General features: G+C 34.5%; 16 protein-coding genes and 1 tRNA gene. 1 reads left to right on the top strand and 16 read right to left on the bottom strand.

Annotated features, from left to right (window positions below; genetic code table 11):
- Positions 1-4: 4 nt before the first annotated feature.
- The 14 genes from RT250_RS08835 to RT250_RS08770 form a co-directional block, all read right to left on the bottom strand.
- Positions 5-184 carry a hypothetical protein gene (locus tag RT250_RS08835; RefSeq protein WP_313114098.1) on the bottom strand — a complete coding sequence of 60 codons (180 nt, stop codon included), beginning with the start codon at positions 182-184 and terminating at the stop codon, positions 5-7.
- A 40-nt stretch (positions 185-224) separates the two neighbouring features.
- Complete coding sequence (locus RT250_RS08830) at positions 225-764, bottom strand: rhodanese-like domain-containing protein (RefSeq protein WP_313114096.1); 540 nt, start codon at positions 762-764, stop codon at positions 225-227.
- Complete coding sequence (gene arsS, locus RT250_RS08825) at positions 765-1,841, bottom strand: arsenosugar biosynthesis radical SAM (seleno)protein ArsS (RefSeq protein ID WP_313114094.1); 1,077 nt, start codon at positions 1,839-1,841, stop codon at positions 765-767. It lies immediately after the preceding gene.
- A gap of 48 nt (positions 1,842-1,889) precedes the next feature.
- Complete coding sequence (locus RT250_RS08820) at positions 1,890-2,228, bottom strand: arsenosugar biosynthesis-associated peroxidase-like protein (RefSeq protein WP_271393660.1); 339 nt, start codon at positions 2,226-2,228, stop codon at positions 1,890-1,892.
- Between the two features lie 105 nt (positions 2,229-2,333).
- The gene (locus RT250_RS08815; protein ID WP_313114087.1) at positions 2,334-3,089 is read right to left on the bottom strand and encodes a DUF481 domain-containing protein; all 756 of its coding nucleotides are present in this window, start codon (positions 3,087-3,089) and stop codon (positions 2,334-2,336) included.
- A 24-nt stretch (positions 3,090-3,113) separates the two neighbouring features.
- Positions 3,114-3,470, bottom strand: a complete 357-nt coding sequence (locus RT250_RS08810; RefSeq protein ID WP_313114083.1) for a DUF488 domain-containing protein — start codon at positions 3,468-3,470, stop codon at positions 3,114-3,116.
- Between the two features lie 76 nt (positions 3,471-3,546).
- Complete coding sequence (locus tag RT250_RS08805) at positions 3,547-4,452, bottom strand: tryptophan 2,3-dioxygenase family protein (RefSeq protein WP_313114079.1); 906 nt, start codon at positions 4,450-4,452, stop codon at positions 3,547-3,549.
- Between the two features lie 137 nt (positions 4,453-4,589).
- Positions 4,590-6,704 carry a peptidylprolyl isomerase gene (locus RT250_RS08800; protein ID WP_313114076.1) on the bottom strand — a complete coding sequence of 705 codons (2,115 nt, stop codon included), beginning with the start codon at positions 6,702-6,704 and terminating at the stop codon, positions 4,590-4,592.
- An 87-nt stretch (positions 6,705-6,791) separates the two neighbouring features.
- The gene (locus RT250_RS08795) at positions 6,792-8,045 is read right to left on the bottom strand and encodes a hemolysin family protein (protein WP_313114073.1); all 1,254 of its coding nucleotides are present in this window, start codon (positions 8,043-8,045) and stop codon (positions 6,792-6,794) included.
- A 67-nt stretch (positions 8,046-8,112) separates the two neighbouring features.
- A complete protein-coding gene (locus RT250_RS08790) occupies positions 8,113-8,307 on the bottom strand; it encodes a hypothetical protein (protein ID WP_139855998.1) in 195 nt (64 codons plus the stop codon).
- On the bottom strand, positions 8,297-8,872 hold the full coding sequence (lptC, locus tag RT250_RS08785; protein ID WP_313114070.1) for an LPS export ABC transporter periplasmic protein LptC: 576 nt from the start codon (positions 8,870-8,872) through the stop codon (positions 8,297-8,299). The genes RT250_RS08790 and lptC overlap by 11 nt, the downstream gene beginning before the upstream one ends.
- Before the next feature lie 2 nt (positions 8,873-8,874).
- A complete protein-coding gene (locus tag RT250_RS08780; RefSeq protein WP_313114067.1) occupies positions 8,875-10,239 on the bottom strand; it encodes a tetratricopeptide repeat protein in 1,365 nt (454 codons plus the stop codon).
- An 18-nt stretch (positions 10,240-10,257) separates the two neighbouring features.
- Positions 10,258-11,499, bottom strand: a complete 1,242-nt coding sequence (gene bamG / locus RT250_RS08775; RefSeq protein WP_313114065.1) for a BamG family beta-barrel-assembly machinery protein — start codon at positions 11,497-11,499, stop codon at positions 10,258-10,260.
- A complete protein-coding gene (locus RT250_RS08770; RefSeq protein WP_313114063.1) occupies positions 11,484-12,227 on the bottom strand; it encodes a type III pantothenate kinase in 744 nt (247 codons plus the stop codon). The genes bamG and RT250_RS08770 overlap by 16 nt, the downstream gene beginning before the upstream one ends.
- Positions 12,228-12,373: 146 nt before the next feature.
- On the opposite strand from RT250_RS08770, the gene RT250_RS08765 reads away from it, so the two are divergent.
- Positions 12,374-12,446 (top strand) — tRNA-Phe (locus RT250_RS08765).
- Positions 12,447-12,539: 93 nt separating this feature from the next.
- On the opposite strand, the gene RT250_RS08760 is transcribed toward RT250_RS08765, so the two are convergent.
- Both RT250_RS08760 and RT250_RS08755 read right to left on the bottom strand, forming a co-directional pair.
- Positions 12,540-14,234, bottom strand: a complete 1,695-nt coding sequence (locus tag RT250_RS08760; protein ID WP_313114061.1) for an ATP-binding cassette domain-containing protein — start codon at positions 14,232-14,234, stop codon at positions 12,540-12,542.
- 70 nt (positions 14,235-14,304) lie between these two features.
- Entirely contained in the window at positions 14,305-15,276 is a 972-nt protein-coding gene (locus RT250_RS08755) for a nucleotidyltransferase family protein (protein ID WP_313114057.1), read from the bottom strand.
- Positions 15,277-15,280: the final 4 nt, after the last annotated feature.

The following is a 15,280-nucleotide window of genomic DNA, read 5'->3' as shown; positions in this document are numbered from 1 at the left end:
TAGCTTAGTTCTGCTTTTTTATTTTTTTAAACTGAAGAGAAATAATAAGCAAACTTATGATAATTCCAAAGCCAGCCGCAAGGTTTTGTTCCGAGGCAAAACTTTTCCAATTCACCATTCCAAAATTAATGCCTAATAGAATAAAAGCTCCAATTAATAATAAAACGTTTTTATTTGATTTCATTTTTATTCAAATTTAATCTAAATCCTCTGACGTCTTTAATTTAGTAAACTGGATTACCAGCTTTTAAATAATGACTCCAACGTCGAGAAAACGTGTGGATATTTTCGGTTTCCGTTCCTTTAGAATTAAAAACCGTTAAGCCTTTATTCTTCCATTCAAAGATTCCACCATAAAGGTTCTTTACATTTGAAAAGCCCACTTGTTTTAAGTTTTCACCAATTCTCTCAGAACGTATTCCAACCGAACAATAAACAACAATCTGTGTATCTTTATCTAAATGTTGAAGAATCTTATCTTCCGAAGAAAACTTATCAAAACCGATATTTATTGCTGAAGTTATGTGGCTCACATTAAATTCTTTTGCTTCTCGCGTATCTAAAACAACTACTGAATCTTCTATTAATAAATTCTGTAGTTCCTCAACAGAAATATAAGGAATGCTACCTGTGTTGTTTTGTTTCAATAGAATATCTAAACTTTTTTGATTTTGACTGCTTACAACACTAAATCCGAAGAGAAAAAATAGGATAATAGAACGTTTCGTAAAAAGACAAAAACCTATACTTAACTGTTTCATCATTTATTCAGTTACTGTACCTTGACAACTACTTCCTGCACCAGCTGTACAACCATAACAGTGCTGAGAAATTACAATGTTTCTGTTGTTAAGTATTTCCTCATTGTATTCAGAGATGTGCTGGATTTTGCTAGCTACTTTTAACTCTAACATTTGGTTAAAATCACAGTCATATAAAAATCCGTCCCAACTGATAGAGATAGTATTCCTACACATTACATTTTTTACAGCAGTGGGATTGTATGCCTCAACTAATGAATACATATAATCTTCATAGTTATCCGAAGCTATTAAGTAATCTAGAAACCTTGATATGGGCAAGTTTGTAATTGCAAATAGGTTATGAAACTGTATATTAAAATCTTCGAGTAGCGCTTTTTTAAAATCTTTTTCCATGCTAGCTTGATTGCTAGGAAGAAATGCTCCACTAGGATTATAAACTAAATCTAACCGTAATTCGCTGTTTGGCATTCCATAGCCCACAGCATTGAGTTCTTGTAGCGCTTTTATAGATTGGTCGAAAACACCTTCACCACGTTGCTTGTCAGTTTTACCACGCGTCCAGTGTGGCATACTACTTATCACGTGAACATTGTGTTTTTTAAAAAATTCAGGTAAATCGTAATACTTTTTATTGGCTCGAATAATGGTGAGATTACTTCTTACTATAAAATCCTTAATACCTACTTTACTAGCCTCTTCTACAAACCAGCGAAAATTGGGATTCATTTCTGGCGCTCCACCGGTGAGGTCTAAGGTATGTGCGCCTGTGTTTTTTATTACATCCAGGCACTGCTCCATAGTTTCCCGCGTCATTATTTCTTTTCTATCTGGCCCTGCGTCTACATGACAATGTTCACAAACCTGATTACACATATAACCAACATTGATTTGTAAAATTTCTAAACCTTTTGGTTGTAGCGGAAATTGATTTGTCTCATTTATTTTTTCAGAAAAAGTAGGGAGTTCTCCGTTAGCAAAAACTCCATTGGAGAGTTTTTCGAGTTGTTTATTCGCTACAGCAAGATCACTATTGCGTTTATGAAGTGATTGTTGTTTTTTCTTTTTCTCTTTCAGCATAAATTGTTTTAATTGAATTCTCATAAGAGAATCAGGAGTCGTTGAAACTTACCCGTCTAACTTATTTACTTTATTCATCATCATTACTCCATGTACAAGTGTTGCGCCACTTTTAATTGCTGCGCCAACATGTACGGCTTCCATCATTTCTTCTTTAGTAACACCTCGTTGAAGGCTGTCTTTTGTATAGGCATCTATGCAATAAGGGCACTGTTCTGTATGTGCAACGGCTAGCGCTATTAAAGCTTTTTCACGAGCGCTAAGTGCGCCTTCTTCAAAAACTTTTCCGTAGTATTCAAAAAATTTCTCACCAAGTTCTTCACTCCATTCCGTGATTTTACCAAATTTTCTTAAATCCTTAGGGTCGTAATAATTATCTGAAGCCATTTTATTATAAATTTTATGTAATAGAAGAGGTCGAATCTTGATTTAATGTAAATATATATAAGTAGTTTTTGAAAACGATAGATGTTAACTAAAGTTTCAAATCTTTTAATCGAAAGAATAAACTATCCCCGTTGTTAGTTCGTATTGGGAGTTAGGAATTCCTTCGGCAGGTATTTCATCGTAATTAAAAGTGTAGGTAGTTTTAAAACTAAAATTTTTGAAAAGATGAACCAATAATGATGTTTGAGAGGAAACTCTATAGTCGTCTGTTATACTTTTTAGCATAGGTTGGTAATAGGTGGTGCTGATTACTGTTAGGTAGTCTTGTGGATAAAGACTAAATGAAAAGTAAATAGAACCTCTTATCCCTTCTTTAATTGGATTGAGAATGTCATCTCGTTTTTCGTGTTCGTACATCAGTAAAGTTCCTAAATAGAATTTATAGTCTTCTAGCTGTGTTAGTTTGAAACGTGGTCCCGTTCCTACTAGACCGCGAAAGTCGATTTTTGAAACTCTATTGTATTGCCCTTGACCAAAAACTTCCCAGGTTATGTTTGGGTAGAGTTTGTAGTTATATCGTAGGTGTTGAATACCTCTGTTTTCAAATTTATCACCTTCAATTCTTTGAAATTCTATTTCGTTTTTAAGAAGGATTAAATGCCGATTCATTTTGTATTGTACGTGAATGTTATTCTTGATACTCAGCTTGTCATTAACATCGCGTTTTAAAGCAAAATCTAAACTAGTTGAGCCTGAAAATCCAGATGTGTCTGTAACTCTTCTAAAGGATTCGGCATTTATAACTTGGGCGCTTATTTTGAAAGATAATAGAAGGAATAAGGGTAATAAAATATACTTCATAGTCAAGAAAGTAATTGGTTACGATTATTTGTCTACTTTTTTTTCAAGGTGCTGCTTTAATACAATTGCTTGATTGTGTTTTGTGTTCTTAGCGCCAAACAAAAGAGTAAGTTTATTTTTTTTACTTTTTTGAAGAAGCTCAGTTACCAATTCTGAATGCTTTTCAAGTTCTTTATTGTATTTTTTTGAAAAGTCATCAAAGCGTTCTTCTTTATGATTGAACCATTTTCGAAGATCTGATGTTGGAGCAATTTCCTTCATCCATTTGTCAAGTTTTGCTTCTTCTTTGCTTACGCCTCTAGGCCATATACGGTCTACTAAAACCCTATAGCCATCATCCTTAGATGCTTCTTCATAAATTCTTTTAATTTGAATTTCCACAACTATAAGTTTTTGTATTCCAATGTCAAACCTCACTATTATCCTCTACCAACCCATTGTTGGTTAACAACCCAAGTTACTCACCCCAAGAAGCAAGTTCTTCTTTAGACCAAAGATTAGGGAAAAATTTGCGTTGCTGGTATTTTGGATGCAGGTATTTTTTCCACTCCGAACCACCAGTAGCGGCTTTATTTTCACCTTTGCTATTTAAATAATGTTGTGCAGTATCCAAATGAACTAATGGCCAAGCTACATTATAAAAATGGTCAAATTGTTTTAATTTTTCCTTTAACTCATCAGAAGGGTTGTCCATTTGCATCACTCTTTCTTCAAGAGTTTTCCCTTTAAGTTTCTTGGCTAAAGATTTAAAATCGTCTTCGTATTTTTCTATAAACTGGATAAGGGTTAATGTTTTTTTACCTGTTTTCCTATTATATCCAGCGTCTTTCCAATATAGGTTTTCAAAATAATCGTCTAAAGTTGGGTTTTCAGGTAATCTTTCTTGCCCCTTGCTATTCACCAAGTTCTCTAGTTTAGTGCTATATAGTTCTAGATAGCGAAAGGAAGCACTTTGGAATCCGCTAGCAGGTGTAAGTGTAGTTCTAAAGATGTTATAGTCTTCATAACTCATTCCTTCTTTCATAATATCGAAAGAGGTGATAAGCATCCTTGTATATCTTTTTAGTCTATCTAGTTTTGTAATCCAAACTTCTTCTGAGAGGTTTTCACCTTCTGAAAGTTGTTTAATTTCGTGTATCATCATTTTTAAAGTAAGCTCTGTTACTTGATGATACATTACAAAAATCTCTTCGTCTTTATAATCAGTTCGAGTTTTTTGCAGCGATAGCAGTGTGTCTACTTGTATATAATCCCAATAATTAATTGGTTTGGCTTGTAGCAATCCTTTTAGGTATGTTTCAGGATTTTCACCGAGATTGGTGTATTTTTCTACAAGGGCTTCAATAAGTTCTTTATTATCCATGATGATTAGATGTGTCTTTTTCTTTTTTTAAAAATAAAGAATTTTTATAGTATGGTTTGTTAAAATGTGGTTTTTAAAGAAAAGCCCTGTTACAAAAAATTGCAACAGGGCTTTTAAAGGTTATGTGATGTTAGCGACTAGTAAAAGTTAGCGCGGTTATCTTCTATTTCTGCTTTCTTTTTAAGTGCGTTATAAACTGCATTCTGAGCACCAGGTACAGCTTGATTGCTCATTTGGTTTGCATAATTTGCATATGATTCCATTTTTGGAGCAGGGTTGAAGGCAGTTACTTTTATTTTGTAAACACCTTTGTTCCCATCAATCAATGCAGTTGTTTCACCAGGTTTAGTACCAAAAGCAATTCCTACAGCTTTAGGTTCTCTGCTTGCACCAATTGTTGGAGCAGCCATATTTACACCTGTTGCAGTTTGAACAATTACTCCTTGACTTTTAGCAATTTCATCTAAAGTAGTTCCCGTAATTGACTCACGAATCATTTTCGCTTTTTTCTCGTTGCGTAAAATTGGAATAACTCTAGTAGAAGCTTCTGCAGCACTCATTAATCCTTTTTCGTTCTTACGTGTAACTTGAGCGATTACATATCCGTTTGGTACACTAAAACGTTTTGTGTCACCAACCTTAGTGTCTTTTTCAAAAGCCCAGTTGATAATTGATCTGTTATCTCCAATTCCAGGGATATTAGAATCCATTTTACCTAATTTGTTTACTGGTTTTACTTCAAGGTTACTAGCTTTAGCTAATTCATTAAAGTCACCGTCTTTTGCAGCTAGCTCAAATTTAGAAGCGTCAGAAAATACGTTGTTTATTGTTTTGTCTGAAGGCTCTACAGCTTTTACAACCGTCGCAAGTTTAAGAGCTTTTTTAGCAGCTGATTGCTTGCCAACTTCAACAATATGGAAACCGAAATCTGTTTCTACTAAACCTACAGTTCCTGTTGGGTTGTTGAAAATAAACTCGTCAAATGGAGGAACCATTCTACCTGGAGTAGAGTTTCCTAAATCTCCTCCGTTATCTGCAGATCCATCATCAGAAAATTCTTCAGCAAGTTCAGCAAATTTAGATTTGTCTCTTTTAACAACACTTAGAAGGCTGTCTGCTAATTTTCTAGCTTCTTCTTTGGTTTTAGTGATTGTTTCTGGAGCACGCATTGTACCAACATATCTAATTAAAATGTGCTTAGACTCAGTAGAATCTGGCATTTGCTTAGTGTCTAATACCTTGGTAAGGTAAAGAGAGTGATCTACTTTAAATGGGCCGTAAACATCACCTTTATTAAGGTTTATTAAATTTTCTGCCTCTGATGCAGGAAGGTCTTTTTTAAATAACCATTGGTCGAAGAAAGGAACGTCTGAATTTGCATTTACAAATTCTTCGTAATCGTTAGTGTTTCTAAAACCAGGAATAGTATCGTTGGATTTTGTGTCTTGGTTAAATTCTACTTTATCATTTAATAAAGCATTGATTTCAGCCTTAGCTTCTTCAGAATCAGATTCTGAAGGAGTTTCTTCGTAAAATACATATTGAATATCTGCTTGAGCATCTACCTCATAGTCATTAGCGTGAGCTGACACGTATTTTTTAATCTCATCCTCAGACACTTTAACTTCTTCATCTGCAATTTTAGTGTAAGGCACTAAAACATACTGAAGATTTAAATTGTCGTTTTTATAATGGTATTCTTGTTCACCTTCAGCAATAGTAGCGCGTAATCCGCCCATAATCATATTGTTGTAGGTAGTTTGAACTACATTATTAGCTATATTTTCTTCAAAAGTTAGCCATTGTGCATACATTTGAGGTGATGAAGCTTTGATGCTGGCAATGTATTCTTGAATTTTAGCGTCATCTACCTGTCCTGCTTCATTTAAAAATGTAGGGTTATTTGCTAAAGCAGTTTTTAAAGCATTATCTATTTGCGCCTTTTCTGCAGTAATTCCTACTTTCTCAATTTGCTCTTCCATGATTACACGGCGTAATTCACGATCCCAAACCATATTCATAGCTTGTGTAGCATTCGCATTAGGTCCCATATTACGCTGGGTCGCTTCTACTTGCTCCATAAAGCCTTGTCTTGGAATTTCGTTACCATTTACTGTTGCAATGGTATCTTGACCTTTAGGTCCTGTACTTCCTTTTGATATAATATCGCTTAAAATAAAGGCGAAAAGTGCCAATGCGATAATAAGGATAAGAAATATCCCTCTTTTTCTAATGCTGTTTAAGATTGCCATTTGATGTTCAAATTTATAGGTGGCGAAAATAGCATTTTCAACTCATTAATAAAAACTAAATTGAAAAAAGTGGTGATTATTTAATTTCTAATCTTCGCCTATGTTTCTAACTTCCACTAGTTCTATCTTGGTGCTAGATACTTCTAGTATAGTGAAAAGGTGATTATCTATCGCTACGGTTTCGCCTTTATCGGGAATCTCTTCGGTGAAATTAACTATTAATCCGCCTAGTGTTTCGTAGTTTTCACTTTCGGTTAGATTTAAGTCGTAATTTTCATTTATATAATCTACTTCTAATCGTGCAGAGAATTTGTAGTGGTTTTCTCCTATTTTTTCCTCGATTAAAGCGATGCTATCGTGTTCATCTTCAATGTCGCCAAAAAGCTCTTCAATAATATCTTCTACCGTAATAATTCCACTTGTTCCACCGTATTCGTCAATTACAACTGCAATACTTTTTCTTTTTTTACTAAGAACGGCAAGCACATCTTTAATAAGCATGGTTTCAGGAACAAAAATCACAGGCATCAAAACCTTTTTGATGGTCGATGGCTTTTTGAAAAGTTCGAAGGAGTGAATATAGCCTAAAATGTCGTCTATGTTTTCTTTGTATATTAAAATTTTAGAAAACCCAGTTTCAGTAAAAATTTTAGCTAATTCTTTTGGAGGAGTGTCAATATCTACGGCTACAATTTCAGTTCTTGGAATCATAGCTTCTCTAGATTTTACTTCAGAAAAGTCTAGGGCATTTTGAAAAATTTGAATTTCCGAATCCATTTCTTCTTTGGTTTCGGCGATATCCATTTGCTCAGAAATATAATTTCCTAATTCTAATTTACTAAAGCTTAATTGAACTGTATCTCCTTCAGTTTTAAAAACAAACTTCAAAACCAAGTCTGAAATCCAAATTATAAATTCTGAGATTAATGAAAAAACAACATAGAAAAAATAGGCGGGAACCGCGAATATTTTCACCAAATTGTTGGCGTAGATTTGAAAAAATACCTTCGGAAGAAACTCCGCCGTCATTAAAATTACTAAAGTTGAAATAATGGTTTGAATTAGTAAACCGCTAAATCCAGCCAGCGGAATATAATTCATGAGTAAATCCCCCATATAGAAACCATATATAACTAGAGCAATATTGTTTCCGACGAGCATTGTTGCAATAAACTTTGAAGGGCGTTTGGTGATTTTTTTTAAAACTCCAGCTAAAAAGTTGTTTTGCTTTTTTTCAATTTCGATATGGATTTTATTGGAAGAAACATAGGCTATTTCCATCCCCGAGAAAAATGCGGAGAGAATTAACATTGTAAAAATTATTAAAATGCTATAATCCATAGGTTATTCAAAGGTCAGAATTTAGAATCCAATATTCAAAATTACGAGTTTGTAATTTTAAAATGAATTATTTGTCTTGGTTATTCATCTTTTTTCTAAAGTTTCTTTTAAAGAAAAACATTCCAATTGCAACTACAGCAAAAAATAAATATAAGTAGGCACGGCTTCTATCGTCACTCCAATTGTTTACGGTCTCGTATATAAAAAACAATGCAACGGCAAGGTAGGCGTATTCAAAAAACAAGTAAGCTTTACTTAACATCTTCAGTTTTATTTTTATCGATTAATTGAACGCCTTCATTTTTTCGTGAAGAAAAGATTGTGAAGTCTTGATTTCCATCAAACCTTCCTCCATTGTTATAGGAACCGTCCTTAAATTTTATTTGGTAGGGTTGGTCTGTAAATACCCATTGGTTTTTTTGATCCCAATAAAGCTGCTGAGCTTTAAGTATAACACTGTCTGCTGTTACAATAACAACATTCTCACGCAAATCTACTAATCCAGTTCCATCGTATTGAATAGCGTAATCAGAGTTTACAGTACTTTTTTTACCTTCCTTATCCCAGAATCTAACTTCAATTCCATTTGGAAATTCTTTGTATGGAAATTTTTGGTTTGAAAAATCAAGTAGTTTTTCTGCCAAAAGGTTGGTGATAAGTTTGCCGGAATCTGTGTATTTAAAATTTATTCCTTCCCCTTCTGCGATAGGTGCACCATCAGAAAGTGTGAGTTTTTTTACGTTCTTGTAATTGCTTTCACATGCAAAAAGCGTGATGACCATAATTGTGGCCATCACGCTTTTAACAATATTAATCCTTGTGATCATTCTTATAAGTTAGGAACCCTAACGCTACCGCCAACCCAGCAGTTAAAGGTAACTGTTTTTCCAGCCATTCCTTCGCTAAAGATATCACTTTTTTGTGGAGCACGCCCTCTGTAGCTACTTGCAGCAGCTCTAGCGTTTCCAGCGATAGTTCCATCAACACGTGCAGCTTTATCCATCATATCTGCAGCTAACCAGTACATAGCTCTCTTTTCGAAAACAGTAGTTCCACAACCGTTTGCGCTGTCTGCATACATAGCTCCAATTTTGTAGTAAGCAATACCCGCAGATGGCTTAGCACCTAACATTTTGTTGTAGTAGTTTCTTGCAGTACTAAAGCTTCCTTTTTTACGATAGTTTTCGGCAATACTGTAGTAAATACGAGCTTTCTTAGAGTTGTCTTTTTCAAGATCAGCGGCTTGGTTGAAGTACTCTAATGCTTTAGATGACTTTCCTTCAGCCTCGGCTTGCTTTCCTAATAGGTAAGCAGATGTTGAACTTGGCTCTAATTCGTGAAGACGAACAGCTAACTTGTTTGAGAGTGGGCTATCACAATCTTTTGCATCCAATCTATTACTTGCAGATTTAATCCAATCGATATCGTTTTTCTTCTCTTCGTAATCTTTTTCGTAAAGTGGAATTAAGTTAGGGCAATCAGCTAACTGACCTAATTTACCATTTACGCTTTCTTCTACAGTTGTATAAACACTTAAGTTGTTTTCGTAAACAGCCTTAGCACGTTCTTCTTTACTAGTAAGTGTTGTTCCGCTTTCAGCTTTGTTTAATAAAACAGTAAGCTTTTCGGCTAGTGAGTTTTTTTGAGAATCAATTTTAGCAGTTACTTGGTCGTAAAGATCAAATATTTCTTGAAGCTCTTTTTCTCCTGAATTGTGTAAATCTACAGCTAAAGAGAAGTAAGTGTACAAGCTCTTACCGCTAGTGAAATCTTCTGGGTGCTTGTTAAAAGCGGTGTCAAAAGCGTTAAATTGTTCCTTTTTAGTTCCAATATTGTTGTCGTACTTTAACTGTGCGATAGTAGAAAGAACATCTCCTTCCTTAGTTTTAGCAGGGAAGTTTTCAAGCCTCAATTCCCAAGCTTGAATAAGGTCTTTAACTTTACTTTTATCACCTTTTTCGTCAATAAAGTATTCAAACATTTTTACACCATATTGGTAAGTAGCGATATGGTAGTTTGGACATTCTTTAATTAATTGCTCGTAATAAGGAAGTGCGGCTTCGTAATTCTTAATTCTAGCCGGCTCGGTAAAGTAAGATAAAGTAATTGCACAATCATCAGGAGCTTGAGCAAATGTTTTTGCTGAAGTTGCTAATAAGACAATGGTAAATAGTAAAATGAATTTAGTTTTCATGGAATTGCTGTTATTGTATTAATCGTATAATCTTTTTTCGAACCAACGGTCATTTAGTGAGAAACTCAAATATGTATTAAAAAAGTTTTCTTGTATCAATCCAAAGTCGGTGGTTCCGCGTTTGCCAATTTCAAACCCTAAGTTCATGTTAGAGAATAATCGACCTACAGGTAGTCCTAATCCAAAAGATATGCCAAACTCGTTTATGTCCTGACCGTTTACAGCTAAACCTGTCTGTTCAAAACGTGCTCCCGCTCTGTAAACCACTCTATCAAAGTAGTTTCCGAATGAATTGTAGTTAGGAATATAATATCCACCTAATTTAAATTTAGATGCATTTTTGTAAGTTACTTGATCTATAGTAAAAGTGCGATTTGAGAAATTGCTAGTTTGTTGGTTGGTGTATTCAACACCAATTCCCCAATATTTTGGCTTGCTTAATCCTGCTCCTAGAGTTAATTGTGAGGGGAAAGTAAAGTCGGTTTCCGCTACAGCAACTTCTCTTTCATCAACTGGAATTATCCCAACAGGAGAGATGTTTACAGTTCCTATTCTTCTAAAGTTTTCAGAATTAAAACTAGTACCAGGAGAGTACGTTACAGAACCGGTTAATTCAAGCTCATCTGTAATCATTTTCTTGTACAGGGCACCAAAATTAAAGCTAAACCCAAGTAAATCTGAGCTGTTGTAAATTTGAGTTCCATATTGTAAATTAGATTTCTGAGTCGTAGCAGTATTTTCTATCTTTCCGAAATTGTAATTGGTATCAACACCTAAACTAAACTCAGGTGTAACTTGATAAGCTAACGAAAGGAATACTTTGTTTAAGCCACCACTTCCAGAGTATTCTGTAAGACCGTCTGGCACTTCCGAATAAAAGTCATATCCAACTGCAGTGTAAGGTAGAAGTCCAAATCCCATTCCGAATTTACCCATAGGAATTCCCATAGCTAAATAATCTAACGATGTAGATGAAGTGTTTTGGCTACCAGTGTCGCTTTTTTGCTTTTGAGCTTTATGGCTCGCGCCTACGGAAAAGTTCACTAAGCGTAGTCCCGCATATCCCGCAGGATTCTGTAGATTTATATGAATGCTATCTGTGAAGACACCAATTCCCCCCATTGATCTGTTTTCGGCAGTTCCGCGAAATTTTAACGATCCTATTCCATAAAAAGAATACGGCGAGGTGGTTCCTTCTTGAGCTAGCATTGTAGAGCCGGCTATTAGCAAAAATAAACCAATTACTATTTTTCTAAACATGAATGTTTGTTATATTCTAAAATATGGTTCAATCCCTCCAATAAAAAATTTGAGTTGGCAAAGATGTCATTTTTTATACTATCTCGCAAAAAATGTGTGTCTCCACCTGTTAAAATAACTGTTAAATTCTCGTATTCTTTTTTATACTCAGCTATATAACCCTCAATTTCAAACAAAACAGCATTTACTATACCCGAGTGTATAGCGTTGGCAGTGTTGTTTCCTATATATAAACTTGGATGAGCTTTTTCTAATAACGGAAGTTTATCGGTAAACGTATGTAGCGATTTATAGCGCATTTCAATTCCTGGAGAAATTGCGCCCCCGAGATATTCATTTTCAGAATTAATAAAATCATAAGTGATGCAAGTGCCAGCGTCGATCACTAAGACGTTTTTATTTTTATGCTGAAAAGATGCTGCGCTCATTAATGCTATACGATCTATGCCTAAAGTTTGAGGTGTAGTATATCTGTTTTTGAATGGAACTTTTGTTTGATGATTTAATATTAAAACATCAAAACTATCTTTTAATTGAGATAAATGTTCCCTTGAAAGATTAGCGACAGACGATATAATACAATTTCTAATAGAAGGAAACGTTTTTGAAACTTCATCCAAGATTGGCAGAAAACTATCTTGGTTAATAGTCGTTTTCCACTTAATTGCTTCCAAATCAAACACTCCGAATTTTATTGAAGTGTTTCCTACATCAATTACAAGATTCATAATTCTTATTAAGTGCGTAAAAGTACACACATGCTAATTAACTTATTGTTAAGGACATATTAAATAGAGCGAAAAAAAATCAATATTTTTTTCAAATAAAGTTTTGTGAAATCGAAATATGCTTTATATTTGCCGTCTCAAACAATGGTGCCTTAGCTCAGTTGGTAGAGCAACGGACTGAAAATCCGTGTGTCCCTAGTTCGATTCTTGGAGGCACCACTTAAAAACTCGAAACGCAAGTTTCGGGTTTTTTGTTTTAAAATGTGTTTCTAATTCCTGCGAATCCTAAAGCTTTAAGAAGAGCCTAAGCTATTAATCTAACCGAATTATTTTGTCAAACCACGGAAGCACGGAGGTGCGGTGAGTAACCAATAGAATGGTGACTTTTGTTTTTAAATTAGCCAATAGTTCCATGATTTGCTCTTCGTTATCTTCGTCTAATGAAGATGTAGCTTCATCCAGCAGTAGAATTTTGGGCTCTCGCAATAGTACACGCGCCAAAGCCAGTCGCTGACGTTCGCCGCCTGAAAAGTGAAATTGGTAATTAACAATTTCCTCATCAAGCCCTCTTTCTAAACGATCTAATAGATGCAATCCATTTACCTGCTTTAATACATTTCTAATTTCCGTTTCCGAAATGTTCCTGTGGCTGTCCCAAACCAGATTTTCACGGAGAGAGCCGTCAATAAAAAAAGAGTCTTGGGGTAAATAACCTATACTTTTCCGCCAGTGTGGTAAATTTTTTCGATTAAGCACTTGTCCATCTACACTTATTTCGCCTGAGAGTGGCAATTGCAATCCGGCAATTAAATCTATTAAAGTGGTTTTTCCACGACCAGATTGCCCTATAATTCCAACCAAATTGAAGGCTGGTATTTTTGTATTAAAATTATTAAAAAGCTTCTCGTCACCGGAATAAGAAAAATTCAAGTTTTTGATATTAATTTCTTTCTCAAGTGGAATTGATAGGCTGCTATCGTTAGATTGAATATCCGTATCAGGAAAATCATTATCCAGTTGCATTACTAGTTTTACAGAGGAAAATTTAGTGACAATGATATTTATTTGTGTGTTGATAGAGGTGAATTGGGGATAAATTCTAGAAAAAAGAATAATAAGAATAAAAAATGAGGTAATGGGTATTAAATCAAACCGATAACCAATGTAAACTATAAGCACAAGCATTAGGATACCAGAAATCCTGTAAATAAATTGTGGTAACGAATGGTTCTTTTGCATCTGATACTCTAAATCTAAAAGCGAAGATGATACAGATCTGAATTTTGTATAGTAGAAGTTTTCGGAACTGTGAACTTTTGCAATTTTTACTGTGAGCCAGAAATCGTCAATATATTTTAGTAAACGATTGTACGAATTTAAAAACTCCTCTCCAAGATGGAATGCCTTAAACAGAAATTTACGCAGTAGAAAAAAGAGAATAAACCCGATAACAATTATTATGAGGGTAAACTTTAATGATACAAGCATTGCCCATACAATGTAGGAAACGGTCATTATGAGCCCTGTAAGCACACGCATGACAAAGAAAAAATAATCTGACATGCTGGGAACCTCTGTAGTTAATACCTGCAAATGATTGGTTTTGCTTTTATTATTTAATAATTTCCAATCTGCCATTATAATTTTACGAAACAGACGACTACGTATTTGATCAATAAAAGTTTGTTGGTATTTGGTATCCAATAAACTTTTCCACAATTCTATCATTGCCATTACTGAAAGCAGAATAACATAGGTCATCAATATGGTTTCTAAGTTTAACTCAACACCAGCTCTTTCGGCTAATTCATTTAATGTTTTAGCTATCTGACTAGTTTGACCATCGGTATTTTGCGTAAAAATTTGTAAGAGAGGGATAAGTAATACAATAGAAAAACCAGAAAAAATACCTAAGAATAGCGTAAGCACAAAAAGTAGAAAAAGCTTTCCGGGCTTGAAGCTTAAAAGCATTTTAAAACTCTTAATAAATATTGGGTCTATTTTCATAGTTTAAAATGATAGTAGGAACACTAAAATTATAATATTATTTCTGTCTAGCTTAACCTGTATATACCTGCTAAAAAGTACGTTGAAATTTAAACGTATCATTATAAATAGAACGAAAAGCACCTGCTAATATATTCCATTTATAGCGAATACCTGGGAAACAGTGAAACCTAAACCAAAAATGTTCTATTCTCTCTAAAACAGATCTAGTGTAATAATCCTCTTTTTCAATTTGTGAGATTGTAAATTTCAGCCTTTTTTTGGTGCCAGGAACTTCTTTGCAAGGGAGTAGGGCGCTGCTTGGAAAATAGTGAGCGAGAGTTGCATTGCAAAGGGCAACCATCCTAGAAGCATTTAGTTTGGTAACCAATTGCGAGAACTTCTTAGAGTTAATAGTAGTATTCTCCAAGAAATCTTTTATATCTACCAGCCATTTTAACCGAAACCAACCGTGTAGGCCACCGTGGATAATAAGGTATAACAATTCCAGTTCTTTATTGAATCCTTGAAAAATTCGATTGTTAAATTTAATGCTTTCGGCATTTTTTTTGAGCACCTCATCTATAACTTTGGAATCGACCATATTGCGACCAAATAACCGCCAATGAAGTTCAATGCTAATTTGATGCTCTGGGTGTGAAAATAATATTTGATTGCTACGCTTAATCAACCGCTGTTCCTTTATTATATTGGAAGGCCATGGAAAATAACCAGGTTCATAGCCTTTGTTTTCTAAAATATAGATCGCTTTTTTAATGTCATGACTTGCCATTAAAAAATCTAAATCATGAGAGTATCGCAAACTTGCGTCATTATGTAATTTATACGAGAGAATGGGACCTTTAATTGGGGTAAATGGAATATCTGCCTCCCGAAAGGCATCGGTTAGCTCCATAAACTCCCCCACTTGAAATAACTGGCCAAGTTTTTCGGCTATATTGTTTTTGGCGTATTTTTCATTTAGCAAGGTATCAATCTGCTGATGGGAAAGACGATGCCGACTACTTAAATACTCACGGTTTTTAATTGGAAAATCTGGCACTATT

Origin of the sequence: Aequorivita sediminis, from assembly GCF_032080575.2 — a bacterium.
Lineage (GTDB): Bacteria > Bacteroidota > Bacteroidia > Flavobacteriales > Flavobacteriaceae > Aequorivita > Aequorivita sediminis.
This window is presented reverse-complemented; position numbering and strand designations above follow the sequence as displayed.

What these genes read in the sequence shown, in the direction of transcription:
- RT250_RS08835 (WP_313114098.1), bottom strand. Translation starts at nt 184, where the DNA reads ATGAAATCAAATAAAAACGTTTTATTATTAATTGGAGCTTTTATTCTA.
- RT250_RS08830 (WP_313114096.1), bottom strand. Translation starts at nt 764, where the DNA reads ATGATGAAACAGTTAAGTATAGGTTTTTGTCTTTTTACGAAACGTTCT.
- arsS (WP_313114094.1), bottom strand. Translation starts at nt 1,841, where the DNA reads ATGCTGAAAGAGAAAAAGAAAAAACAACAATCACTTCATAAACGCAAT.
- RT250_RS08820 (WP_271393660.1), bottom strand. Translation starts at nt 2,228, where the DNA reads ATGGCTTCAGATAATTATTACGACCCTAAGGATTTAAGAAAATTTGGT.
- RT250_RS08815 (WP_313114087.1), bottom strand. Translation starts at nt 3,089, where the DNA reads ATGAAGTATATTTTATTACCCTTATTCCTTCTATTATCTTTCAAAATA.
- RT250_RS08805 (WP_313114079.1), bottom strand. Translation starts at nt 4,452, where the DNA reads ATGGATAATAAAGAACTTATTGAAGCCCTTGTAGAAAAATACACCAAT.
- RT250_RS08800 (WP_313114076.1), bottom strand. Translation starts at nt 6,704, where the DNA reads ATGGCAATCTTAAACAGCATTAGAAAAAGAGGGATATTTCTTATCCTT.
- RT250_RS08795 (WP_313114073.1), bottom strand. Translation starts at nt 8,045, where the DNA reads ATGGATTATAGCATTTTAATAATTTTTACAATGTTAATTCTCTCCGCA.
- RT250_RS08790 (WP_139855998.1), bottom strand. Translation starts at nt 8,307, where the DNA reads ATGTTAAGTAAAGCTTACTTGTTTTTTGAATACGCCTACCTTGCCGTT.
- lptC (WP_313114070.1), bottom strand. Translation starts at nt 8,872, where the DNA reads ATGATCACAAGGATTAATATTGTTAAAAGCGTGATGGCCACAATTATG.
- RT250_RS08780 (WP_313114067.1), bottom strand. Translation starts at nt 10,239, where the DNA reads ATGAAAACTAAATTCATTTTACTATTTACCATTGTCTTATTAGCAACT.
- bamG (WP_313114065.1), bottom strand. Translation starts at nt 11,499, where the DNA reads ATGTTTAGAAAAATAGTAATTGGTTTATTTTTGCTAATAGCCGGCTCT.
- RT250_RS08770 (WP_313114063.1), bottom strand. Translation starts at nt 12,227, where the DNA reads ATGAATCTTGTAATTGATGTAGGAAACACTTCAATAAAATTCGGAGTG.
- RT250_RS08760 (WP_313114061.1), bottom strand. Translation starts at nt 14,234, where the DNA reads ATGAAAATAGACCCAATATTTATTAAGAGTTTTAAAATGCTTTTAAGC.